The organism is Pedobacter paludis (assembly GCF_003173575.1).
GTDB lineage: Bacteria > Bacteroidota > Bacteroidia > Sphingobacteriales > Sphingobacteriaceae > Pedobacter > Pedobacter paludis.
This window is the reverse complement of record NZ_QGNY01000005.1, coordinates 112,029-137,402: the sequence shown is the minus strand read 5'-3', so window position 1 is coordinate 137,402 and position 25,374 is coordinate 112,029. Positions and strand designations below refer to the sequence as shown.

Annotated in this window: 16 protein-coding genes; 10 read left to right on the top strand and 6 right to left on the bottom strand. The window is 36.0% G+C overall.

The window, feature by feature from the left end; translation table 11 throughout:
• The first annotated feature begins 90 nt into the window (after positions 1 to 90).
• The 10 genes from DF947_RS14815 (at position 91) to DF947_RS14770 (ending at position 16,608) form a co-directional block, all read left to right on the top strand.
• Positions 91 to 426 carry a PadR family transcriptional regulator gene (locus tag DF947_RS14815; protein WP_109930830.1) on the top strand — a complete coding sequence of 112 codons (336 nt, stop codon included), beginning with the start codon at positions 91 to 93 and terminating at the stop codon, positions 424 to 426.
• 17 nt (positions 427 to 443) lie between these two features.
• Positions 444 to 2,183 (top strand): PspC domain-containing protein, encoded by a 1,740-nt coding sequence (locus DF947_RS14810; RefSeq protein WP_109930829.1) that lies wholly within the window; start codon positions 444 to 446, stop codon positions 2,181 to 2,183.
• Positions 2,184 to 2,228: 45 nt separating this feature from the next.
• Complete coding sequence (locus DF947_RS14805; RefSeq protein ID WP_109930828.1) at positions 2,229 to 4,679, top strand: outer membrane beta-barrel family protein; 2,451 nt, start codon at positions 2,229 to 2,231, stop codon at positions 4,677 to 4,679.
• Between the two features lie 24 nt (positions 4,680 to 4,703).
• The gene (locus tag DF947_RS14800; RefSeq protein WP_109930827.1) at positions 4,704 to 5,069 is read left to right on the top strand and encodes a hypothetical protein; all 366 of its coding nucleotides are present in this window, start codon (positions 4,704 to 4,706) and stop codon (positions 5,067 to 5,069) included.
• A 213-nt stretch (positions 5,070 to 5,282) separates the two neighbouring features.
• Entirely contained in the window at positions 5,283 to 9,629 is a 4,347-nt protein-coding gene (locus DF947_RS14795) for a PAS domain S-box protein (protein WP_109930826.1), read from the top strand.
• A gap of 34 nt (positions 9,630 to 9,663) precedes the next feature.
• Positions 9,664 to 10,335, top strand: a complete 672-nt coding sequence (locus DF947_RS14790) for a GDSL-type esterase/lipase family protein (RefSeq protein ID WP_109930825.1) — start codon at positions 9,664 to 9,666, stop codon at positions 10,333 to 10,335.
• 163 nt (positions 10,336 to 10,498) lie between these two features.
• Positions 10,499 to 12,268 (top strand): cellulase family glycosylhydrolase, encoded by a 1,770-nt coding sequence (locus tag DF947_RS14785; protein WP_109930824.1) that lies wholly within the window; start codon positions 10,499 to 10,501, stop codon positions 12,266 to 12,268.
• A gap of 171 nt (positions 12,269 to 12,439) precedes the next feature.
• On the top strand, positions 12,440 to 14,764 hold the full coding sequence (locus DF947_RS14780) for a TonB-dependent receptor (protein WP_109930823.1): 2,325 nt from the start codon (positions 12,440 to 12,442) through the stop codon (positions 14,762 to 14,764).
• 6 nt (positions 14,765 to 14,770) lie between these two features.
• On the top strand, positions 14,771 to 15,571 hold the full coding sequence (locus DF947_RS14775) for a DUF4249 domain-containing protein (protein ID WP_109930822.1): 801 nt from the start codon (positions 14,771 to 14,773) through the stop codon (positions 15,569 to 15,571).
• Between the two features lie 77 nt (positions 15,572 to 15,648).
• Complete coding sequence (locus DF947_RS14770) at positions 15,649 to 16,608, top strand: 2-hydroxyacid dehydrogenase (RefSeq protein ID WP_109930821.1); 960 nt, start codon at positions 15,649 to 15,651, stop codon at positions 16,606 to 16,608.
• Positions 16,609 to 16,734: 126 nt separating this feature from the next.
• Here DF947_RS14770 and DF947_RS14765 read toward each other — a convergent pair whose 3' ends face one another.
• The 6 genes from DF947_RS14765 to mutL form a co-directional block, all read right to left on the bottom strand.
• On the bottom strand, positions 16,735 to 19,461 hold the full coding sequence (locus DF947_RS14765; protein WP_240615387.1) for an alpha-2-macroglobulin family protein: 2,727 nt from the start codon (positions 19,459 to 19,461) through the stop codon (positions 16,735 to 16,737).
• 473 nt (positions 19,462 to 19,934) lie between these two features.
• The gene (locus tag DF947_RS14760) at positions 19,935 to 20,567 is read right to left on the bottom strand and encodes a nitroreductase family protein (protein ID WP_109930820.1); all 633 of its coding nucleotides are present in this window, start codon (positions 20,565 to 20,567) and stop codon (positions 19,935 to 19,937) included.
• Positions 20,568 to 20,655: 88 nt separating this feature from the next.
• Positions 20,656 to 21,765, bottom strand: a complete 1,110-nt coding sequence (locus DF947_RS14755; RefSeq protein ID WP_109930819.1) for an endonuclease/exonuclease/phosphatase family protein — start codon at positions 21,763 to 21,765, stop codon at positions 20,656 to 20,658.
• A complete protein-coding gene (locus DF947_RS14750; RefSeq protein ID WP_109930818.1) occupies positions 21,765 to 22,619 on the bottom strand; it encodes a rhomboid family protein in 855 nt (284 codons plus the stop codon). The genes DF947_RS14755 and DF947_RS14750 overlap by 1 nt, the downstream gene beginning before the upstream one ends.
• Positions 22,612 to 23,325 carry a rhomboid family intramembrane serine protease gene (locus DF947_RS14745; protein WP_109930817.1) on the bottom strand — a complete coding sequence of 238 codons (714 nt, stop codon included), beginning with the start codon at positions 23,323 to 23,325 and terminating at the stop codon, positions 22,612 to 22,614. The genes DF947_RS14750 and DF947_RS14745 overlap by 8 nt, the downstream gene beginning before the upstream one ends.
• 28 nt (positions 23,326 to 23,353) lie before the next feature.
• Positions 23,354 to 25,189 carry a DNA mismatch repair endonuclease MutL gene (gene mutL / locus DF947_RS14740; RefSeq protein ID WP_109930816.1) on the bottom strand — a complete coding sequence of 612 codons (1,836 nt, stop codon included), beginning with the start codon at positions 25,187 to 25,189 and terminating at the stop codon, positions 23,354 to 23,356.
• Between the last annotated feature and the right edge of the window lie 185 nt (positions 25,190 to 25,374).

Below are 25,374 nucleotides of genomic sequence, written 5' to 3'. Positions count from 1 at the left end.
TAGCTGAAATACAATTAGTTATATCAAATATTAAATTTATTTTAGTACTATGTATTGCATAGTATTGTATAAAACATATATCTTTGTTTTATGATAGCAGAAAATACGCAAACACAAATGCGGAAGGGGATTCTGGAATACTGTGTTTTATCAATCATCTCTAGAGGCGAAATATATGCCTCTGATATTATTGCCGAATTAAGGTCGGCAAAGCTGTTGGTGGTTGAAGGCACACTATATCCATTATTAACCAGGCTTAAAAACAATGGTTTGTTAAGCTACAACTGGGTAGAATCTACCTCAGGCCCACCGCGTAAATATTATACCTTAACCGAAGTAGGCAAAGGCATTTTATCTCAATTAGATCAAACCTGGCAGGAGCTGGCTTATGCTGTAGGTGTTTCACAAAAAGGAGCCAATTCATAAATATTAGCAAAAAGGAAATGGAAAAGACCATCATCATAAATATAGGTAACACCATCATTCACATTGAGGAAAGTGCCTACGAACTCTTAAAGGCTTACTTAATTGAAGTTAAACAGCATTTTGCAAACCATGCAGATGATTTGGAAATTGTAACCGATATAGAAAACCGAATTGCAGAATTGCTTACCGAACAATTGGAAGAACAGAAAAAACAAGTTGTTGATTCGAGCAATGTAAATTCGGTAATTGGGCAAATGGGACGAGTGCAGGATTTCGACTCGAATGAAGAACAAGAAGAAGAACCTGTGATTCATACCGCTTATCAACACCAATACGCAGAGAAAAAATTATACCGCGATATGGACGAACGTGTAATTGCAGGCGTTTGTGCCGGGATTGCACATTATGTAAATACCGAGGCAAAGTGGATCAGACTGGCCATGCTGTTGATCGTTTTTCTTGGCGGCGCTGGGGTTTTGGTTTATGCCATTCTCTGGGTAATTATGCCAAAAGCAAAATCCCGGATCGAGAAAATGGAGATGAAAGGCGAGCCTGCCAACTTACAGGGTTTCCAGAAAAACCTAGATGAGGAGTTGCAAGCTGTTAAAGAGCGTTTATCTGAAGTAAACAAACATGCACAACCCTTATTTGCCCGCTTCGGAATCTTTATTGGAGAATTTTTTGAATGGCTTGGCCGATTTATTGGCGGAACCGGAAAAGTAATCTTTAAAGTAATTGCAGGCATCATTATCGTTTTTGGCGTGCTCTTCCTGCTTTCTTTAATTATAGGTTTTGCCGCTTTTCAAGGGTTTTGGGACGAGAGCATCTATGAATATTTCCCATTCTCGGTTATTAATGATAGCAGTAGAGGTGTAATTTTACTTAGTGCTTTTGTTGTTTGCTTCATTCCAATTTTGGCCCTTGTTCTTTTCTCTATCAGGGTTGCATTTAACAAACAGGCCATAAATAAAACACTGTCTTTCGCTTTATTAATTATTTGGTTAGTGGGCGTTGCGGCTACAGGTTATCATGCTGCTAAAATATCTTCAGAGTTTAAGCAACATGCCGAACTCACACAAACTGCCGATTTAAAATCGTATAAAACCTATGTAATTGATATCGACAGGAGTAAATACTTTAGCAAAGAAGATAGCATTAACTACCATATTGATGCCAACCAGCGCAGGCAAATTGTTACCGAAGACTTTGAAAATGGACCTTTTGTTTCTCCAAACAATATTCGTATCAATATAGAGAAAAGCGAGAATGGAATTAGTCGGTTGACGCAGAAATACGAGTCGCAGGGAAAAACCTTCCCAGGTGCTTTGCAAAATGCTCAAAATATCGATTACAAATATCTTTTAAAAGATTCGGCCATTATTTTTAGCCCACGGTTTACATTAAGAAAAGGAACCATATGGAGAAATCAAGAAGTGTGGTTAACCCTGGAAGTTCCTGTTGGCACTCGGCTGATTTTGAAAGATGATTCTTATAGGTACATTAACAACTATGGAACTTGGGACTGTGGCGAAATTGAAAACGATGGCAATAATTACAGTGTTTGGATAATGACTGAAGAGGGACTAAAATGTGTAGCGCAATTAAAAGAAGAGGCCATTAAAAACCAAAAGCTAAAAGAGGAGCTTCTAAATCTAGAATTTTTGCAGAAAAATAAATCCACCGATTCCGTTTATCAGGATTCTGTATCCAATAGAATAAAAGAAGTTAGGGCTGAGTTGGGAATCAATGTTGAATAACTAATAGCATACAAATCGCCTTAACAGGCATTACGGGAAAAAAACATGAAAAAGTTATTAATGCTAATTGCATGCCTTTTGGTGTGTGGGGTTTCCTTTGCCCAAAAATTAAATAAAATTTCGGGTAAAATTATAGATGAAAAAGCCGAGGCTGTACCATTTGCAATTGTTAAAGTATTCACTTTTCCAGATACGGTTTTGGTTAAAACCATAGCCACAACGCCTGATGGGACTTTTACTTTTGATCAGATAAAAAATGGAGATTATATTCTATCAATTTCTATGGTTGGATTCAAAAGCAAAAAAACGGCTAAAATTTCAATTGCAAGCGATTTGGTATTGCCTACAATAACCATCGAAAACAGTACAAAACAACTTAAAGAGGTAAGCATATCAGGCAGAAAACCCTTTATCGAGCATCAGATTGATAAAACGGTTTTAAATGTTGAAAACAGCATTACCGCTACTGGAAGCACAGCATTGGAGGTATTGGAAAAGGCACCTGGGGTACAAATTGATCGTCAAAATGATCAAATAAAGCTAAATAACAAAACTGGTGTAATGGTGATGATTGATGGGAAAACAAATTTTCTGTCTGGCGCCGATGTAACCACTTTGCTAAGCAATATGAGCAGTGATCAGATCTCTACAATCGAATTGATTACAAACCCATCATCAAAATACGATGCTGCCGGAAATGCCGGAATTATAAATATTAAACTAAAAAGAATTAAAGCTTACGGTACAAACGGAACGGTTTCTTTTAATGGTGGACAAGGCATTATGCCCGATTCGCCAAATGATTTATACCGTGCCGGATTAAACTTAAACCTCAACCATAGAGAAGGGAAATGGAATATTTTTGGAAACGGCGCCATCGCTCGCAAATCGAATTTCAATAATACGTATTTAGATAGAACAACATTGTCAAACGGAATTGCGAGCTCATTAACTCAAAATTTCGATCGTAAAAATAAAGGCGTGGGTTTTCAGGGGAAATTGGGGGCAGATTATTATGCTTCTGAAAAAACGGTATTTGGAGTAATGGTGGATGCAAATACTGTGAATACCAAGCTGACCAATTTTAGCAATACAAATATTTATGCCATTCAAAATGGAGCACCCAATTTGAGCTACATTTTACAGGATGCAAATTCGAGCTCGCCGGCAAGCAATTTAACCGCAAACTTTAACATAAAACACGATTACAATAAGGAAGGAAAAAGTTTAACCTTTGATGTTGATTATTCTGGTTTCAGCAATAAAAAAGATGAGAATTTTTTGGCTAACTATTTAAATGCTTCAGGTAGTTCGACCAACCAAACCAACCTTAGAAATAATACGGATGCAAAAATTAATGTTTATGCAGCTAAAACAGATTTTACCTGGCCTCTGTCTAAAACAATGAAAATAGAAACCGGCTTAAAAAGCAGTTACGTAGTTACCAATAACGATTTCCTTTCTGAGCAGTTTCTATCTGGAGTTTGGCAAAACGATTTGGGCAAATCCAACAACTTTGTCTACAAGGAAAACATTAATGCAGCTTACGCCAATTTTTCAAAAGAATGGAAGGTGTGGCAGATTCAGGTGGGCTTGCGAGCCGAACAAACGCATTCTAACGGAAAGTCGATAACAGATAATAAAGAAGTAGATCGAAATTATGTTTCCCTGTTTCCAACCGTTTTTGTAAACCAAAAATTAAATGAAAATAACAACATTCGATATTCTTATGGAAGAAGAGTAGATCGTCCAAACTATCAGCAGTTAAATCCTTTCGTTTTTTATATGGACCCATTAGCAGTAGATCAAGGAAACCCTTATTTAAAACCTCAGTTTACAACTAATTATGAAGTGAGTTACAGTTACAAAGAAGCATCAATAAGTTTAAACTATTCTGATACCCGTGATATGATTACTCAAGTTAGTAAGCAAGATGATGCAACAAGGGTTATCAGCGTAATTCGTCAGAATTTGGGTCGGTTTCAAAACTATTCTGCCAATTTAAATTATCCTGTTAAACTTACCAAATGGTGGAACTTACAGAATAACGTAAGCGTTTACTACAATAAATTTGAAGATGGAAATATAGAAGGCGCAGCTTACAGTGCAAGCAAAGTAGCTGTAAATTTATACACCTCAAATTCATTTACATTGCCTAGCAACATTTTGCTCGAAGTTAGTTTCTGGTTAAATTCTCCAAGAATTTCTGGTGTAGAACAAACAACAATTTATCAGGGTGCTTTAAATGCCGGAATTCAAAAAAGTATGCTGAACAAGAAACTTAAACTTAGGCTAAACATGGATGATATTTTACTAACCAATCGTTGGGAAGGAAAGTTGGTTTATCAAAACATCAATATGAATGTAGTTAATCGATATACCAGTAGACGGGCAAATTTTAGTGTGAGCTACAGTTTCGGAAACCAGAATGTAAAATCGGCGAGATCTAGAAATACCGCTACCGATGATATCAAAAATAGAGCCGGAGGCAATTAATCTTAGACTTTAAACTAAAAAAAAATGAACAAATTAACTTATTTAATCGCCCTAACATTTATTCTGTTAAGTTTTGGCTGTAATTTTAAAGGTCATAATTTATCTCTCTCTACTTCCGATACCAATAAAGACTTTAGATATAAGGCAGATTATCCTGCAGAAAAAACAGGGAAGCTGGAAAAATATTTAGACCATGAATTAAATAATGATCTGCCGTTAGATCAGAACATCGATTTGTCTGTGAATTATAATGGAAGCGAAAAATTTAATTTGAGAGCAACAAAAGGTCATTTAGAAATTTTGTTCAATAAAAAAGGAAGTTCGCTGAGAAGCTATCTGAAAATTAAGGCTTTAACTGAAGGCATAAGTAATAAGCTCTCCGAAAACTAAGAAGCTAAAAATTTCGTTTTTATATAGGTTGGTGTATTTATACATCAACCTTTTTTTATTTTAATTAAATTATACTTAATTGCACCGTTCTTAATAGAGGATTTAATTTTTACTCCGATTAGCTCTGATATAAAACCGAGCAATGCGATTGTCTATTTAATTATCAATTATCTTGCAAGAATTATCCTTATTAAATTATTACTTATTGAGTAAATGAATAAAAATGAAGTAGAAAGAATAGCCGCGTTAAGAGGCTATGAAGTACTAGATTCGTTAAGTGAGATAGAATTTGATCGAATTACCCAACTTGCCTCTATAATTTGCGAGACAGAAATTTCTTTAATTACCCTAATAGATGAAAATCGACAATGGTTTAAATCAAAAGTTGGGATGGAAATATCTGAAATTAATAGAGACTTGGCATTTTGCAACTATACAATTTTAGAGGATAAATTACTTGAGGTTGGCGATACTTCAAAAGATGATCGCTTTAAGGATAATCCATTTGTTTCAGGCGATCCCAAAGTTAAATTTTATGCTGGATATCCTTTAATTGATCCGAATGGATTTGCCATTGGTTCTTTGTGTGTTGTAGATGGCACAACAAAAGTTTTAAACGAAAAACAGAAAATAGCGCTTAAAATGCTTGCAGATGAAGCTATTTCTTTAATTGTTGAACGACGTGAAAAAGAAGAATTTAAAAATTTCGCCAAGCTTTTTCAATTATCCGATGATTTAATCTGTGTTGCAGGCTTAGATGGCAAACTAAAAAAGATTAATCCAAGTTTTGAAAAAGTTCTGGGCTGGAACCATGATAAGATATTAGGCAAATCATTTTACGATTATATCCATAAGGATGATTTATCGCTTACCAAGCGAAAATTAAACAACCTGCAGCACGATAACAAGGGCATAAGCTTTACCCATCGTTTTAGAACCAGAAGTGCCGATTTCAAAACGGTACACTGGGTTGCTACAATAGAAGAGGTAACGGGTAATATTTTTGCAATCGGTAGAGATATATCTGTAGAAATAGAGCAACAACAGCTTTTGCTTACAAGCGAACAAAAGTTTAAAACTTTTTTTGAAAATTCTCAGGGCTTAATGTGCACGCACGATTTGGACGGCAATTTCATTTCTGTAAATACTGCCGGAGCTAAAATTTTAGGTTTCACAAAAGATGAATTGGATGCAAAAGGATTATTTGATATCGTTCCAAAAGAAAGACACGATTATCTTAAAGCTTATTTAGCCGAAATAAAAAACGTAGGTCATGTTCGAGGCCAAATGATCACCAATACCAAACAAGGATCGAAACGAATCTGGATGTTCTCCAATGTTTTGGAACAGGATATAAATGGCGACGCTTATGTAATTGGAAACGCTGTTGATATTACGGATCAATATAATTTAGAAATCGATTTAAAACATACCAAAGATGTTTTAGAACAGACCAATATCGTAGCTAGAGTTGGGGGCTGGGAACTGGATTTAGTAAAGAACAAACTTTATTGGACATCCATGACCAAGCAAATTCATGAAGTAAGTGCAGATTACAAACCCGAATTGGCTACAGCAATTAATTTTTATAAAGAAGGCGAGAGCCGTAATAAAATAACTGAAGTTGTAGATAATGCCATTTTAAATGGAGGCGGATGGGATTTGGAACTGCAGGTAGTAACCGCAAAGGGTAACGAACTTTGGGTTAGATCTTTAGGAAATTGCGATTTTGTAGAAGGTAAATGCGTTCGTGCCTATGGCACTTTCCAAGATATTGATCAGTATAAAAAAGCAGATATCGCCCAAAACGAATCTAAAAAACTCTTAGATGATGTTTTAAATGCGGCATCAGAAATCGCGATTATTGCAACAGATATTAATGGAATAATTACTGTATTTAACAAGGGTGCCGAAAAAATGCTCGGTTACGATTGTAAGGAAATGATCGGCAAACATACTCCGGCCATCATTCACGATCAAGCGGAAATGACTGCCTATGGTAATAAACTAAGTGCAGAACTTGGCTATAAAGTAGATGGTTTTGGTATTTTGGTTGGTTACGCAAATAAAAGTAGAATCGAGAAAAAAGACTGGACTTTTGTGAAAAAAGACAAATCCCGGTTAACGGTTTCTATTGATGCGACCGCTATAAAAGATGAAGAAGGCAACGTAATTGGATATTTAGGAATCTCTACAGACATTACCCAAAGAAAAGAAACAGAAAAGAACTTAGCCTTAGAAAAGGCTAGGCTTTTAGCTTTTATAGAGCATACACCTGCTGCGGTGGCCATGTTAGATAATAATATGACCTACCTAGCAGTTAGCCAAAAATGGCTTGGCGACTATGACTTAAAGGCCAAGAAAGTAATCGGAGCCTCTCATTATGATGTATTTCCTAATTTAGACGAAAGCAGAAAACTACGGCATAAAAAAATTCTATCAGGAGAAATAGATCGTAGGGAAGAAGACATTTTCACAAATCCAGAGACAGGCTTAACACATTACATCACCTGGGAAATGCGGCCATGGTACCAATTGGATGGAAATATTGGTGGAATGATGATGTTTACTCAAGATATTTCGCCTTTGGTACACCAGCGAGAAGAACTAAAGGTCGCAAAAATTCAGGCAGATCAGGCAAATGTGGCCAAGTCTGAGTTTTTGGCAAATATGAGTCACGAAATTCGTACACCTTTAAACGGTGTAATTGGATTTACAGATTTAGTTTTAAAAACAAAGTTGAACGAAACTCAACTTCAATATCTTACCATAGTAAATCAATCTGCAAATGCTTTATTAAGTATTATAAATGATATTTTGGATTTCTCCAAAATAGAAGCAGGCAAGTTCGAACTCGATATAGATAAATGTGATCTGTATGAAATTGCGTCACAGGCAACTGATATTACGACTTACCAAATTCAGGCTAAAAACCTTGAAATGTTACTGAATATTGCTCCAGATTTACCCCGCTTTGTTTGGGCAGATTCAGTTCGTTTAAAGCAAATTCTAATTAATCTTTTAGGTAATGCATCTAAATTTACCGAAACTGGAGAAATTGAATTAAAAATCGAATCGTTAAGCCAAGATGAAGAAAATAATTTATTAAGATTTAGCATTCGCGACACAGGAATAGGCATTAAACCAGATAAACAAGAGAAAATATTCGAAGCCTTTGCTCAGGAAGATTCCTCAACTACCAAGAAATACGGTGGCACAGGTTTAGGCTTAACCATTTCGAATAAACTCTTGCGGATGATGGACAGCCGCTTAAAGTTAAAAAGTACACCCAATGTGGGCAGCACATTTTACTTTGATGTTTTATTAAAGGCCGAAGACGGGCCTGAAATTGAATGGCAAAATTTAGAAAGCATTAAAAGCGTACTTATTGTTGATGATAACGATAACAACAGAACCATTTTAAACCAGATTCTTTTACTCAAAAATATTAAAACCGATGAGGCGAAAAGTGGTTTCGAAGCGCTTCAGTTTTTATCAGAAGGTAAACGTTACGACGCCATATTAATGGATTATCATATGCCATACATGGATGGTTTGGAAACGATTTCTAAAATTAGAAATAGCTTTTTTAATACGCATGAAAAGCAACCGATTATTCTTTTGCATAGCTCATCTGATGATGGAACTTTAATTAAATCCTGTCAGGATCTGCAGGTAAATCATCGTTTGGTTAAGCCAATCAAAGTGCCCGATATTTATCGGATTTTAAGCAGGCTTCACCAAACAAATGCAGAAATTAAAGTTGATGAAAACGAATCAACCTTTATCCTTCCAAAAACAAATCCACGTAAAATAATGATTGTGGAAGATAATGAAGTAAACAGATTTTTAACCAAAACACTAATCGATAATATCTCTCCGGGAAATATAATTATAGAGGCAAAAAATGGATTGGAAGGATTAAAGCTTTTCGCTACGGAAGCACCAGATCTTATTTTTATGGATATTCAAATGCCGATTATGAATGGCTATGAAACTACCGGAGAAATTAGAAAAATTGATGCAAAAAAAACACCGATTATTGCCATAACAGCTGGAAATGTAATGGGCGAAAAAGAGAAGTGTTTAGATGCCGGAATGGATGATTTTATTACAAAACCCATTATGGAAGATACTGTAGGGCAAGTTTTAAACAAATGGTTGCTTAGAGATGTTGAAGAAAATGTAGCTGTACTTCAGTTCCAGCCAAGCAATGATGTTCATTTTGATCCAGGAAGACTAAGAAGTTATTATGGCCAAAATGCTGATAAGCTCAAGAAAATAGTTACTTTAACAATTGGACAGCTTAAAGAATCTGTTGCCCTTTTAGAAACCGATATCTCTGATAAAAACTTAGAAAGTATCAATTTGTTGGGGCACAAAGTTTACGGTACATCTGTTTCTGCAGGTTTAACAAAGCTTTCTAAAATAGCAGCCGAAATTGAGAAAGTAGAAACTTTACAAAAATTGAGTGGGAGCAATCTCTTTGAGCAATTTACTTCCGAAATTGAATATTTGATAGGGTTTTTAAGTAAACAATATTTGGGGGAAAATTATTAATTTCATACTTAGCCTATCATAACATAAAATCAAAATGAAAAAATACTTTTTAGCTTTAATACTTTTCCAACTTTTTTTTATTGGTTCTTTTGCCCAAAACAAACCGAATTTTTGGGATGATGTACAAACCATCAAGAATTACGATAAAATGTTCAAGCCGCCCGTAAATCCAGTTCTGTTTATCGGCAGTTCATCCATTCGAAAATGGGATGATTTAACTCAGGTTTTTGCAAAATACAATGCTTTAAATAGAGGAATTGGAGGCGCAGTAACCAACGATATTACCTTTTATTTAAACGATTTGGTATTTCCTTATCAACCTCGCCAAATTGTAATTTATGTAGGAGAAAATGATCTGACCGATGAAAAAACTACCGCCGACAGCGTTTTAAATAGAACAGTAAGGCTTTATCAAGGAATTAGAGCTAAACTGCCAGAAGTTCCAATAGTTTATATATCTATCAAACCAAGCCCAAGCAGAGCCAGGTTTCAGGAAAAGGCTGTAGCTTCCAACCTATTGATAAAGAAATTTCTAGCCGGCGAAAAAAATACTGTTTTTGTAAATGTATTTCCATTAATGCTTACAAAAGATGGCAAACTTAGGCCAGAGCTATTTGTGGGCGATATGCTGCACATGAACGCTACAGGCTATGCCATCTGGCGAAAAGCCGTTGAGCCTTATTTGTTGAAAATGAACAATAAGTAGCGTTCAAGAAGCCCGAAAAAATCCTGGTCGTAGCGTCTCGCTACGACTCTTACTTCACTCTCACAACGATTCTACTTTTCCCACGTATCATAAAATTTGAGTTACAGAATAAATCCACATTTAGGTTTACCTATCTTGGGCTTTAATTAAATCTCTAATCCAAATGATAACCGAGCAAATCAAATTCAAATCCATTTTGTGGATTTTTTTATTTAGTATTATTTCTTTTAGCAGCTTTTCTCAAGGATTTTTAAAAGCTGAAGGAAAACAAATTGTAAACGAAAAGGGAGAAAATGTTTTGCTTCGGGGTATTGGTTTAGGCGGATGGATGCTGCAAGAAGGTTATATGCTAAAGATTAACAAAGATGGCCAGCAATATAAAATTCGCGAGCGCATAGAACAGCTTATTGGTGCTGAAAAAACTTCTGCTTTTTACAATGCCTGGTTAACCAATCACACCACCAAAAAAGATCTCGATTCATTAAAACGCTGGGGATTTAACTCTGTTCGTTTGCCAATGCATTATAATCTGTACACCTTATCGGTTGATCAAGAGCCCGTTGCCGGGAAAAATACCTGGTTGGAAAAAGGTTTTGCTTTAACCGATAGTTTACTTGCTTGGTGTAAAGCGAATAAAATGTACCTGATTTTGGATTTACATGCAGCGCCGGGCGGACAGGGGAACGATACCAACATCGCAGATCGAGATGCTTCAAAACCATCACTTTGGGATAGTGAGGCCAATAAGGAAAAAACAATAGCACTTTGGGTTAAGCTGGCAGAACGATACAAAAACGAACCCTACATAGGCGCTTATGATATTTTGAACGAACCAAATTATGGCTTTCAAAACCCAGAGGCAGATAAAAATGGAACCAAGGAAAAATTAAACGAACCCCTAAAAAAATTGATGGTTGATATTACAAAAGCCATTCGTAGGGTAGATCAAAAACATATTATCATCATTGAGGGAAATGGTTGGGGCAATAATTACAATGGTATTTTTCCACTTTGGGATAAAAACATGACTTTGAGTTATCACAAATACTGGAATTATAACGATCAGGCTTCAATAGCCGGAATGCTTAAGGCGAGAGCAGAACAAAACGTTCCGATTTGGTTGGGTGAAACTGGCGAAAATTCTAATGTTTGGTTTACGGATGCCATTGCACTTTTAGAAAAGAACAATATCGGTTGGTCCTGGTGGCCTTTAAAAAAGATTGGATTTAATAATCCGATGGAAATCAAATCAAACCCCAAATACAACCATTTGGTTAATTATTTGAATAATGGCGGAGAAAAACCCAGTACGAATGATGTATATGAAGGTTTGATGGAGCTTGCAAAAGATGCAAAAGTAGAAAACAACATCATTCATAAAGATGTAATTGATGCCATGATCCGTCAGCCCTTAACCAAGGAGACCAAGCCCTTCAAAGAAAATCCAATTCAAAATAATACAACTGTTTATGCTGTTGATTATGACCTCGGTAGAAATGGGAAAGCTTATTTTGATTTGGATACAGCAGATTATCATGTAGCAACTAATAAAAGAGGTGTAGGCAATAAAGGCAGAATCTATCGCAATGATGGGGTAGACATTGCTAAAGATTCTCTTCAGGAAGATAGATTTTACGTAAATAGTATAGAAAAAGGAGAATGGTTACAATACAGCCTTCGAGTTGTTAAAAGTGGAATCTATACCTTAAAATTAAATGTTGCTTCTGATACAAATGATGGAAGTGTTTCAGTTTTTGTAAATGATGCGGAGGTAGAAAAAAGTGTTGCCATTCCAAATACTGAAGGTTTAAAGAAATTTAAAGTCATAACGCTTCAAAATGTTTCACTAAAGGCTGGCAAACAGGTTATCCGTTTTAATGCGATAGATGGTGGCTACAACTTTAGTTATTTTCAATTGGTGAAAGCTAAATGACCATTGTTTTTCCGCACAATTGAGGGCGATAATACTACGATTCCCAATCAACATGGAAAAAAGAATAACGACAACATTAAGTGAAGTTGTGTTAAGATTTCAAGTCGTTGACACAAAAGAGATTGTATTTTGTACATTTGGAATCCAACTCTTAAATAGATTTTAGCTGGTATGCCCATAAAATATTACTTTCCCCTTTTTCTGTTATTATTTTTTTTTACTTCTGTCTCAGCTCAAAATAAATATACCTTAAGCGGTACAATCCGCGATGCGGGCACTGGCGAAACCTTAATTGGTGCCACAGTTAAAATTAGTGGTTCTACGGGGGCAGGCACATTAACAAATGCTTATGGTTATTTTGCCTTAACTCAAGCCGAAGGAAGTTATACCGTTACCATCAGTTATACCGGTTATGTTTCCATCAGTAAAACAATTAATTTAATAAAGGATATCAAACTAAATGAAGAGCTAAGGACTGCAAATGATTTGGCAGAAGTTACCGTTAGCGCCAATAATCGCAAAAATGAAAATGTAAAGAGTGCGCAGATGGGACTGGAGCGCGTAGATATGAAATCGCTGAACAGCATCCCAGTGTTGTTGGGCGAAAAGGATATTCTTAAAACCATTCAGTTATTGCCTGGAGTAAAATCTGGAGGAGAAGGAAACACCGGTTTTTACGTTCGTGGGGGTGCGGCTGATCAAAATCTAATCATTTTAGATGAAGCCGTGGTTTATAATTCATCTCATTTATTGGGCTTCTTTTCTACCTTTAATGCCGATGCGATTAAAGATGTAAGCTTGTATAAAGGTGGAATGCCAGCTCAATATGGTGGTCGGTTATCTTCCGTTTTAGATGTTAAAATGGATGATGGAAACAATAAGGAATTTAAATTTCAGGGTGGGATTGGTCTAATTGCCTCACGGTTAAAGGCAGAAGGACCTATAGTAAAAGATAAAGGATCTTTTATGGTGAGTTTCCGAAGAACTTATATTGATCTTTTTTTAAGAGCTTCGCCAGATTCATCCATCAACGGCAGCACATTAAATTTTTACGATATTAATGCAAAAGCAAACTATAAAATAAACGATAAAAATACAATATACATTTCTGGTTATTTTGGGAAGGATAACATAGGCGTAAAAGATTTATTTGAGAATAATTGGGGAAATGTAACCACAACCATTCGATTAAACCACATTTTTAGCGATCGCTTATTTTCAAACACTTCATTAATTTACAACAACTATAATTATACCGTTCGTTTACTAAACGATGTAACCAATTTTAAGGCAACATCATTGGTTCGCGATTTTAACTTTAAGGAAGATTTTCAGTATTTTAGCAATAAGCATACACTCCGGTTCGGTTTAAATGCCACACATCATCGTATATCTCCCATAGATATTACAACCAGCCAAGAATCTCAGGTAAATTCCTTAACCCAAGAAAAACGTTATGGCTTGGAAACTGCCGCTTATGTTTCTGATGAGTGGGCGGTTACAGATAAGCTTAACTTTTTGTATGGTGTTCGTTTGGCTGCATTCTCATTGTTGGGTCCGGGTAGTTTTAGTCAGTACAACACTGCCGGGAATATCGTTTCTACAGAGAATGTTGCCAGAGGAAAATTTTATAAAAACTATTTCAATTTAGAACCCCGTTTTTCGGTAAGTTACCTGTTTAATGAAGAAAATTCCGTTAAAGCATCCTATAACCGAAATACTCAGAACATCCATATATTAACCAATGCCACATCAAGCTCGCCGACAGATCAGTATGTATTGAGCAGCAATAACATCAAGCCAGAAATTGCAGATCAAATCGCTTTGGGTTACTTTAAAAATTTAGATGAAAACAATTATGAATTTTCTGGCGAAGTCTATTATAAATGGCTTCAAAACCAGATCGATTATAAAAATGCCGCACAATTGTTGGCCAACTCTAATGTAGAATCTGAATTACTTTATGGCTCAGGACGAGCATATGGCTTGGAGTTATTCTTTAAAAAGAAGTTTGGAAAACTGAATGGTTGGGTTGGATATACACTTTCCCGGACAGAACGTAAATTTGCCGAACTCAATAACGGCAATTATTTTCCTGCAAGGCAGGATAGAACTCATGACATATCTGTAGTGGGTATTTACAACTTAAATAAGCGTTGGACTTTTTCTTCTAGCTTTATTTACAGTACCGGAAATGCGGTTACTTTTCCGGCAGGGAAATATGTAATTAATAACCAAACGGCATATTACTACACAGAAAGAAACGCAGGAAGAATGCCTTATAACATGCGTTTAGATTTAAGTGCTACATTAGAGGGGAAAAATACAGGTAGATTCCAATCCAGCTGGAATTTCGGCGTTTACAACGCACTGGCTCGCAAAAATCCTTATTCTATAGAATTTATTAATGACCCTAAAGATCCAAGTAGAACTGTAGCAGAGCAAACCTCACTCTTCGGTTTAATTCCATCAGTAACCTGGAATTTTAAATTTTAAAAAGAAATGAAAAAATTAATAATATACTTTTCCATCTTAAGCTGTTGCTTTATTTCTTGTAAAAAGATTATCGAAGTAGATACCAATAACGCCGAGGCTCAAATTGTAATTGAAGGAAAGATAACAGATAAGCTTGCTGATCAACAGATTCTGATTACCAAAACCGTTGGATATAGCGATCAAAATGTTTTTCCAAAAGTTTCGGGGGCAGTTGTTATGGTTACGGATGATAAAGGAAGCAAATATACATTTACAGAAAAATCTCCTGGGGTTTACACTCAAGCCATGCGTGGGATTCCTGGTAATACCTATTATTTAAACGTTAATGTGGATGGTAAAGTTTATACTGCAAGTTCTAAAATGCCAAACAACGTTAAGCTCGATTCTATTGGTGTAACCTTAAATTCTTTCTTTGGCAATGAGCGTAAAATTGCCGCCGCTTATCTGGTCGATCCAGCTAACGAAACCAATTATTATCATTTTAACTTGTACGTGAACAATTTATTTTCTAAGCGAATTTATGTTAGCAATGATCGGTTAACAAATGGGAATAAACTTCGAACCCAACTATATTATGAGGAAAACGACGATGATGATAAAGGCTTAAAAACGGGCGATAAGATCAGTATCGAAATGGAATGCATCGATAGCAACATTTTTGATTATTGGTATGCATTGAGTCAGCAATCTGGCCGTGGGCCAAATCAAGGTACCACACCTGCCAATCCAACCTCAAATATCTCAAATAACGCATTAGGATATTTTAGTGCACATACATTTCAGAAATTAAATGCTACAGTGCCTTAGCTCATTTCCTCAAACCCCTAATTTTAAGCAATCTCAGATTATTAAAAACTCCTTAAAAATTGCATTGTTAGTTAAAGATGAAAGTATTTATAAGTGGAAATATAGCTCCAATTGGATTAAAGCAACTGGAAGAACATCATATCGAAATAACACAGTGGAAAGAGGGCAGACAGATTACAGCCGATGAATTGATTCAGGCTTGCCAAGATCAGGATGGTTTAATTAGTGTTGGGCCAAATAAACTTGATGCAGATTTTTTAAATGCCTGCAAACATTTAAAGGTAATTGCTTTGCATTCGGTAGGTTTTGATCAGGTAGATATTAAGGAAGCAAAAAAGTTAAATATTGCTATTGGCAATACACCGGGCGTTTTAAGCGGGGCAACTGCCGATACAGCTTTTTTGTTAATGTTATCGGTATCAAGAAAGGCATTCTATCTTCATAAGAAAATCTTAAAAGGAGAATGGAAAAACTATGAACCCACTCCAGAACTTGGAATTGAGTTGAATGGAAAAACGCTTGGCATTTTCGGGATGGGTAAAATTGGATTAGAAATGGCCAAAAAGTGTATTGGAGCTTATCAAATGCCGGTTATTTATCACAATAGAAGCCAAAACCATGAAGCCGAAAAAGCAATTGGAGCAAAATATGTTTCGTTCGAAGAGCTTTTGGCACAAAGTGATGTACTTTCTATCCACACCGCTTTAACCGATGAAACCAAGGATAAATTTAATCTGGATGTTTTTAAGCAAATGAAACCAGAAGCTATCTTTATCAATACGGCAAGAGGCGGAATTCATAACGAAAAGGATTTAATCGAAGCTTTGGAAGAGGGTTTTATTTGGGGTGCTGGTCTGGATGTAACCAATCCGGAGCCTATGCAAGCGGATAATGTATTGCTGAACATGGAAAATGTCGCGGTATTGCCACATATTGGTTCTGCTACTGTCGAAACCAGAAATGCGATGGCCGAAATTATTGTAAAAAATATTGTGGCTGGTTTAAACGGAGAGGAACTTCCACATCAGGTTGGATAGATAAATCATATTCATTACCGAATTATTAAGCCTTTACAGGAATGATGATAAGGGGACTGTCATTCTGAGCTTGTCGAAGAACTTCATTAATTTAAGCGTTTCGACAAGCTCAACGTGACATTTTTTTTACTTCACTGTATATCTAAAAATAGATCTTCCAACGTTTCCGTTGGTATCAATACCTTCTACAATAACTTTATACTGTCCACGCCCATCTGCATTATAAAACTCGAAAGATGAATTTCCTGTTGCGTCCGTTACTACTTTAGGATTCCAATAAATTGTTGTTCTCAAATCGTTTCTGTTCATGCTGGCTGGCACATCGTACTTTGGCGAATAGAACTGTTTTTCCTTACTATAACCTTGTGGAGAGAAAGTAACTTCGTAGTTTTTAGGCAACATATCCATCAACTGTGCTTTAGAAATTTTTGTTCCCTTAGGTGCTTTTTTCTGGTTGATTACAATTACCCCATTGATGTTGTTGGCTCTATTTACTAAACCCAGCTCATCTCTCAAAAATACCTCTATCGATTCTATCTCATTCGGATTTAAGGTGTTTATCTGGTTAACATCAACATTCATCCCATTAATGAAAACCCCCATCGGAACCCGTCCACCAGCATTATAATCCCGGGTTACATAAAAAACATTATCCATGAAGGTAACGCCAGGCAACATGGTTTGCAAACAATTAATTAGCAAATTACAACCCTGTAAACGATCGCCAGATATTTCATGATCGGCCATTTGGCTCAAACCAGAAAGTGCCGGATAATCTTTGTGGCTCACCTTTGGAACTACCGCCGCTTTAATGGTTACATCTTTAAGCGTGTGTAGGTATGCATATTGTCTTTTACTATTATCAAGATAAGTATTAAGTGCACTATCAATATTCAGAACCTCATCGGCAGCACTGAAATTTCCACTAATAGAAGGTACAGGAGAGCCGGTAAGGCTGAGAACCATAGCTTTATAGTTAACGTTATACTTGGCCGAAATGGTTACTTTAGAAGAATCATTGAAAACCAGGTTTTGAAATTTAAAATTTCCAACAGGATCTGTAGTTCCTTCCAAATTAAAGCGTTTATCTGGAATGGTTAACAACAAAGCACCTTTTCTAACCGGAATTCCGTTTGCCATTCTCAAAATTCCAGAAATTTGAATGCCTTGCTCTGGTAAAAAATCTATTTTCGGCAATTTGTTGGCTAAAACATCTGTATAGGCAAAGCTTCGGTAGCCCTGTGTAAGCAAAAGTACATCAAGATCAGATACTTTCTTTGCATCAGGTGCGTTGAAATAATAATTTGGTTTTTCTATGTAACCTTTAACATCACTGCTTAACAATAGGCCCGTTAAAATTGTGGTCGAGGCATCATCATTAAAAGGAACTTTGGTTTCATCTATAACAGCGACCGAAAAATTGCCTTCTACTGGCGCACCATCTTTCTTGGCAGAAAAGTTAATTTTAACTTTTTTCTTAATTCCATAACTTGCAACCGGACTTGTAACGCCAATGGTTAAACCTGTTTTGTGCTGTACAAATACAATTCGCTCACTTAGGGGTTTGCCATTTTCTGTAAATAAAGTAAACTGTGCAATTCCCGCCGGAAATTTAGATTTTAAAATTGTTGTGCTATATTCTTTGTTTGATAAGGCTGTTTGCGCTCCGTAGCAGATTACACCTTTACTTTGTGCCACTAGATAGAATTTTTTGCCCTGATTTTGCTGAAAGAAAACATCATTGGAAGCAATTTTTACCGCGATATTATCGGGATTGCTATTATCTATGTTAATGCCAATACCACTTTCTGTAACGGCTGGCAAGGTATAGTTTTGTGTAGAGCCATCGCTATAGGTAACGCTGGCTTTGTACGTTTTTCCCGCTTCTGCTAAGAGGGAGAAGGAGCCCATACCTAAATGCTGAGCCGTAAACGTAGCTACCTGCTTTCCATCATTGTCGCTTACAGTTCCTTTTGCGGCTATTCCAAGTCCATCGCTTTTTATCGCTTTAAACGCCACTTTAGTTGTTAGGCCGGCAATTAAATTTCCACCTTCGGGGAAAAACTGAAAATCTTTATTAATAATTGCATTTTTAAGTTGGAAAGTTGTGGTGGCAACATCTTTATCGGTAGTATTAATACTTGTAACCAACTCACCCTTTTGCAGTTGATATTCTGCCTTTTGGGCCGCACTCATCGAGATTGTTAAAAATCCATTAGCATCGGTAGTTCCACGCCCCTTGGCAATAACAGTATAACTGGTAACCACCTGCCAGGTTACGTTTTTATTTGCATAAGGTTTATTATTTGCATCCTTAAACTGAACTCTGGCATCAATTTTTTCCTGCTTATCCGTAGAGGTGTTTTTATATGAAATCTGTGTTTTTAATTCTTTATCAATGGCTTCCCCAATAAAGAAGGTTTTATTAAAAAAAGCTGGATTTTCGAAGTTAAGCATCCATAAGGTGTAAGCCCTGATGTGATAATTGCCTTGCTTATAATTAACCTGATCTATTGGAAAATTGCCATAAGCCATACCGCCCACAATTGGCAGTTTTAAGGTTTGTATCAACGAATCGTGCTGATTAATTACATCAACATAAACAATTTTACTGATGCCTGATAGAAAATTTTGATTTTCGGTAACGTACGCTTTAAACCAAACAGTATCGGCTACGGCATAATAGGGTTTATCAAAATGAAGGTAAATTTTCTCGGCCGGATAGTCGTTTAAAACTTTGTTGGTTTTTGCTATTAGCGAGTTAATGCTAATGGTATCGGTTTGTGCCGAAGAAGAAAAGTTTAGTACAGATAAAAGAGAAAGTATTATAAACGATATTCTAAAAATCTTCATGAACTGGAAATTAAATACTAAGGATGTAAATATATCCAATTAAAAATAGAGCGCCTAAAATGTACCGATGTTTAACATTTTTTTACATAACAATCTGTTACATTTTTACAATATTTTATAATCTAAATTATATTAACCACAGATAAGAAGGATGAACACAGATATAGGAATTCATAAAGAATTGGCTTTTCTGTTTTGACAATTTTACTATCCATATTGCTAGAAAGCTTTAACCAAATCTTATTATGCGACATGCGAAGTTTCCTATGCCCTTCCCCACCAAAATTTCGGAGGTCAGTTTATCAGCTTACGAAGTTTTAAAGCCAGAGGTGTTGGAAGAGCTTCATCAGTTTTTAAAATGTTCAGCTTCGACAAATTAACCACCAAAGCGCTGGAAAGTTGTAAAGGCTAATCAAAAAAAACGAGCCAATAAATTGGCCCGTTTAAAAATGGTACTTTGGGATGTAAATTTCTTATTTAAATTCGATTACGAATTCGTTTAATGGTGTGCGTACTTTTTTAAGATTTACCAACCAATCTCCCGCTTCGTCTCTATTACCCAAAGGCAATAAGGTAACACTGCGCAACCCTTGCTTGTTCAACTCTAAAAGTTCATCTAAAGCTGGTCCATTAAAACCTTCCATTGGCGTAGCATCAACTTTAAGCAAAGCTGCTTCGGCAATTGCAATACCAAAACCAATATAAGCCTGACGGGCGGCATGGTTAAAGTTTTCTTCAGCCGATCTTGATAAAATCATTCCTTTTAATTGTGCTTTATAAGCATCTGTGGCATCTAAAGGCAATCCGCGTTCGGTATTCATTCTATTAAAAACAGCATCAATTCCTTCTTCCGAATAATTTTCCTGTGCGGCAAAAATTAACAAGTGCGATGAATCTATAATTTGCGATTGATTAAAAGCAATTGGAGCAATTTTTTCTTTAAGCTCCTGGTTGGTTACAACAATAACTTTAAATGGCTGTAAACCAGAAGAAGTTGGTGCCAATAAGGCAGCTTGGATAATTTTATCAACTTTATCTTGGTCAACCGGCTGACCATTCATTTTTTTAACGGCATAACGCCAGTTTAGGGCATCTATTAAACTCATGTTTGTGATGTTTCAAATTATTTTATGAAACAAATATCACCATTAACTTAATAGCCTTTGTTGATGTATGGTAAGAATTAAGGATAGATTATGGAGTTTTAAACTTTAAATCACTTCTTACCGGAAAGTGATCTGATAATTTTGCCTGTGTAATGTTATAATTTAGAACATCGAGGTCTTTGCTGGTGGCAATGTAATCTATCTGGAAGTTTGGAAATTTACCATTGTAAGTTTTTCCAAAGCCTGAACCCTGAATGGTAAAGGTATTATTCAGGCCTTTTGTAATTTGATTAACCACATAAGAGGCTGGCGTATCATTAAAATCGCCTGCAATTAAGAAGGGGATTTTACAATCGGCCATTTCCTTTTTCATAATGTCAACTTGGCCACTTCGTTCTTCGAAAGCGTATTTCAACATGCCCAGAATACGTTTCGATGCAAAGAGTTTTCCCCTCGTTTTTTTGGTCAATTGATCAATAAATTCGTAATCCTGAGGCTGAAAACTAATCGATTGAAAATGAACATTGAAAATTCGCATAACCCTACCATTAATATCAATATCGGTGTAAATGCTCATGTTATCGCCATTGGCCTTAAAAACAATTTCACCTTTATTTTTAATGGGATATTTAGAAAATATTGCAAGACCAAAAGCTTCGTAATCGTTTTTGTTGGCCGGACGGAAATAATAGTATTTGGTGTTGAGCAAACGCTTTAAGCTATCAATTGTGTTGAAATTGCCCTTATAACGGGTGTAAAACTCCTGAAAGCAGATTACATCCGGGTTTTGATCTTTTACAACCTGGAGCATTTTTTCTTTTGCAGAAACCGTATTATTTTCTCCAAAAAGTTTAAAGCTGTGGACATTGTAGGTCATGACTCTTATACTCCCTTCAACTTTTTCTGAAGTTCCCCTATCACCACCAAATCCAAAAGTAGAATAAATGGTTTTATAGCCGATCGCAATAATTAAGAAGGTTGCCAATGCAAAACCCCACTTTTTGCTTAAAATCCACCAGAATAAAAAAACGATATTAAAGAAAAGCATGAAGGGGTAGGCAAGGCCAAAATAGGCAACAAGAATACTTTTTCGAGGATCAATGCCTGCCGCCAAAGTTCCTATAAAAAGAGCAATCGCCAATATAATTGCAATTGGTAAAATTATTTTATCAAAGAAATTGTATTTCTGTTTTGCCATTAATCTTTACTTGCCTTGAATAATTTTTCTTTCTCTGTTGCGGTTAAGGTATCGTATCCGGATTTTGATATTTTATCTAAAATAGCATCAATTTCTTGTTGCGAAACACCTTTAAATGTTGGTTTTTTTACCGGTTGTTCATTTTTTACTACTCTTAATTTCGGCTTCTGCTCAAATATTTTGCTCCAATCATTTCCATTTTGTAAGCTTTTTATAAAAACGAAACCTAATATTGCGCCTCCGATATGAGAAAAATTACCACCTTCATTTCCAGATCCAATGCTGATAAAATCTAGCACGAAATAAACAATCGCGATCCACTTAATTTTTACTTCGCCAAAAAGGAAAAGCATTATCGTGTAGTTTGGAACTAAAGTTGCCGAAGCCGTAATAATAGCCATAACCGCAGCAGAAGCACCAATAATGGTTGCATCAGTTAAACTTCCATTAAATACCGGAAATAAATTTAATGCAGCAACAGCAAATAATCCACCAAAAATGCCACCTGCCAAATAAACAAAGTGAAATTGCCTGCTTTTTAAAAAGTTCATGAAGATGCTTCCAAACCAATATAGTCCAAGCATATTAAAAAATATATGGAAAATGCCAGCGTGGAAAAACATATAGGTAACCACGGTATAAAAATGCGTAGGCAGCTCTGTGAATGCTGCAGGTAAGGCCACATAATCAGCAATCAAAACCTCGGTACTTAAAACTCTGCCACCGAGATAAAATATAACAGAAGTTATGGCAACCAATAAGAAAACAATGGTATTTAAGCCTATGTAAAAGTACAGTGGATTGCCCGAACGGAATACTTTGTAAACTAAATCTTTAAAAAAGTTATTATTCATACAGTGTATAAAATGTATCGTCCTTATCTTTCCAAATTTTAACCAAGATAAAACCAATTAAGGCTCCACCTAAGTGGGCGTAATGCGCAACCGAATCTCCTTCAAATTGTTTAACACCCAAAAATAATTCAACTAAAATATAGATTGGAATAATATATTTTGCCTTTACTGGAATAGGAATAAACATAATTAATAATTCGGCGTTTGGATAAAGCATTCCGAAGGCAACGAGTAATCCAAATATGGCTCCCGAGGCGCCAAGCATCGGGCCAAAATAAATATCCGATAATAAATCATATTCAGCTTTTGTTTTTGGGGCATAACTGGAAATATCAGATATTAAATGCCCAACTGAATGATAAATTTCAAAAGTTTGAACTGCCCATTGCAAGGCTAAAGCGCCTAAACCAGTTATAAAATAAAAAATCAGAAATTTTTTCGCTCCCCATTTTGATTCTAGAACACTTCCAAAACTGTATAAGGCAAACATGTTGAAGATAATGTGAAAATAATCAACCGGGCTGTGCATAAACATATAGGTAATGGGCTGCCAGATTCTAAATTTTTCAGATCCGAAATAATAAACAGCAAACCAATCTATCAATGGATAACCTCCGCCTGGGTGGAAAACTAATGTTCCTATAAAAAATAAAATATTAATAATCAGTAGATTTTTAACTACTGGGGGCAAATGTATATTGTTCATTTATTAAGTTTCTATTTATGCTATTAGCTTATTTCTCAAACTTTTTGTCCAGCTCGGCCAAAGTAATGGTCTGGATAATCGGCTTTCCGGTTACGCTAAAGTTAGGTGTTTTACAGGCAAAAAGCTCATCAATTAAAGTATTGATTTCTTCCTGACCTAAAGCTGTACCAGCTTTAATGGCGCCATTTTTCGCCAGGCTTCTTGCCAGGCCATCGCGTTTACTTAGTTTTAACTCTTGTTGCGAGTTTTTAAAACCCTCAATTAACTGCTCAAATAACTGTGTTTCGTTTACGTTGCTGCTGCCCAAATCAACAGGGATACCTTCTACAACCAAAGTATTTTTGCCAAACTCACGAACATCAAATCCCAAACTTTTTATATCATCCAATAAACTTTTTGCCAATTCAAAATCGTTCGCATTAAGGGTTACCGTTTGAGGGAACAAACTCTGTTGCGAAGCGCCTTTTCGATCATCAAGATGTACGAGAAAACGTTCGTAAAGGATTCGCTCGTGTGCCATTTGCTGATCGATTACCATTAAACCAGATTTTATCTGCGAAACAATATAACGATTGTGCAATTGCATATATTGTTTTTGCTTCGTTTCTAAAACAGCATCATCGTTATAAAAAGAAGTTTGCTCGACAACAGGTTCTTGGGTAATTTCATAAAGCGAGCCCCAGTTTTTTGCACTCGGTTTTGCTTCGTAATTTCTAGGTGAGGATGAATAGCCGGAAGTAGAACTTTTATCTGTAGCAAAAGGATTAAAATCTGGATTAAAATTAATGCTTGGCGGAACAATATCCTCAACTGCCTTTTGGGTAATCATATTGCTGAAACCAGTTTCCTGATCAAAATCCAAAGTCGGCGAAATGTTATAGCGCCCGATTGATCTTTTTACAGCTGATTTTAGAATGGCATAAATAGATTTTTCGTCCAGATATTTGATTTCGGTTTTTGTTGGATGAACGTTTACGTCAATTTTTGCAGGATCAATTTCGATAAACAAAACGTAAAGCGGATAGCTATCATCGGGCAATAAATCTTCAAAAGCAGAACTTACTGCATGGTTTAAATAGGGGTCTTTTATAAATCGATTGTTTACAAAAAAGAACTGTTCGCCACGGGTTTTCTTTGCAAAGGCAGGCTTCCCAATGTATCCCTTTAAGTTAATAATCGTTGTTTCTTCCTCAACAGGAACTAATCGTTCATTGTAATTATTTCCGAAAAGATGAACAATCCGTTGTTTTAAATTGCCTTTAGGGAGATTGAAGATTTCCAGTCCATCATGGTGCAAACTAAAAAAAACGGTTGGATGAGCAAGCGCCACGCGTTGAAATTCATCAATAATATGACGCATCTCTACAGGATTGCTCTTTAAGAAATTTCTTCTGGCTGGTGTATTAAAGAATAGGTTTTTAATGGCAATCTGCGTTCCGGGAGAAGTGGCAACAGGCTCTTGGGCAGTTACCTGAGCACCTTCTATCGTAATACATGTTCCGATTTCGTCTTCATGCCTGCGGGTTTTCATTTCGACCTGAGAAATTGCAGCAATAGAAGCCATGGCCTCACCACGGAAACCCATGGTACGAATGGCAAACAAATCTTCAGCTTTTTTTACCTTCGATGTTGCATGGCGCTCGAAACACATTCTTGCATCGGTAACACTCATGCCACAGCCATTATCAATGATCTGAATCAGAGCTTTGCCCGCATCTTTTATCACCAATTGAATTTTGTCTGCACCAGCATCAATCGAATTTTCGAGCAATTCTTTTACCGCAGAAGCAGGTCTTTGAACAACTTCTCCGGCAGCAATTTGGTTGGCAACAGCATCAGGTAATAGGTGAATAATATCAGTCATGTAATGTGGCAATGTGAATGTGCTAAATTATGCAAAATAAGCTTAATGAAGCTGATTTGTTTAAAACTCAACATGTAAATGACTGTATATTCTCGCAAATAGCTGTGATTTTCTTTGCTTTGAATAATCAAATATTTGTTTTAAAAAAGCAGGGTTCTGTGCTGTCGGTTCTGAAAGTCCTGTAC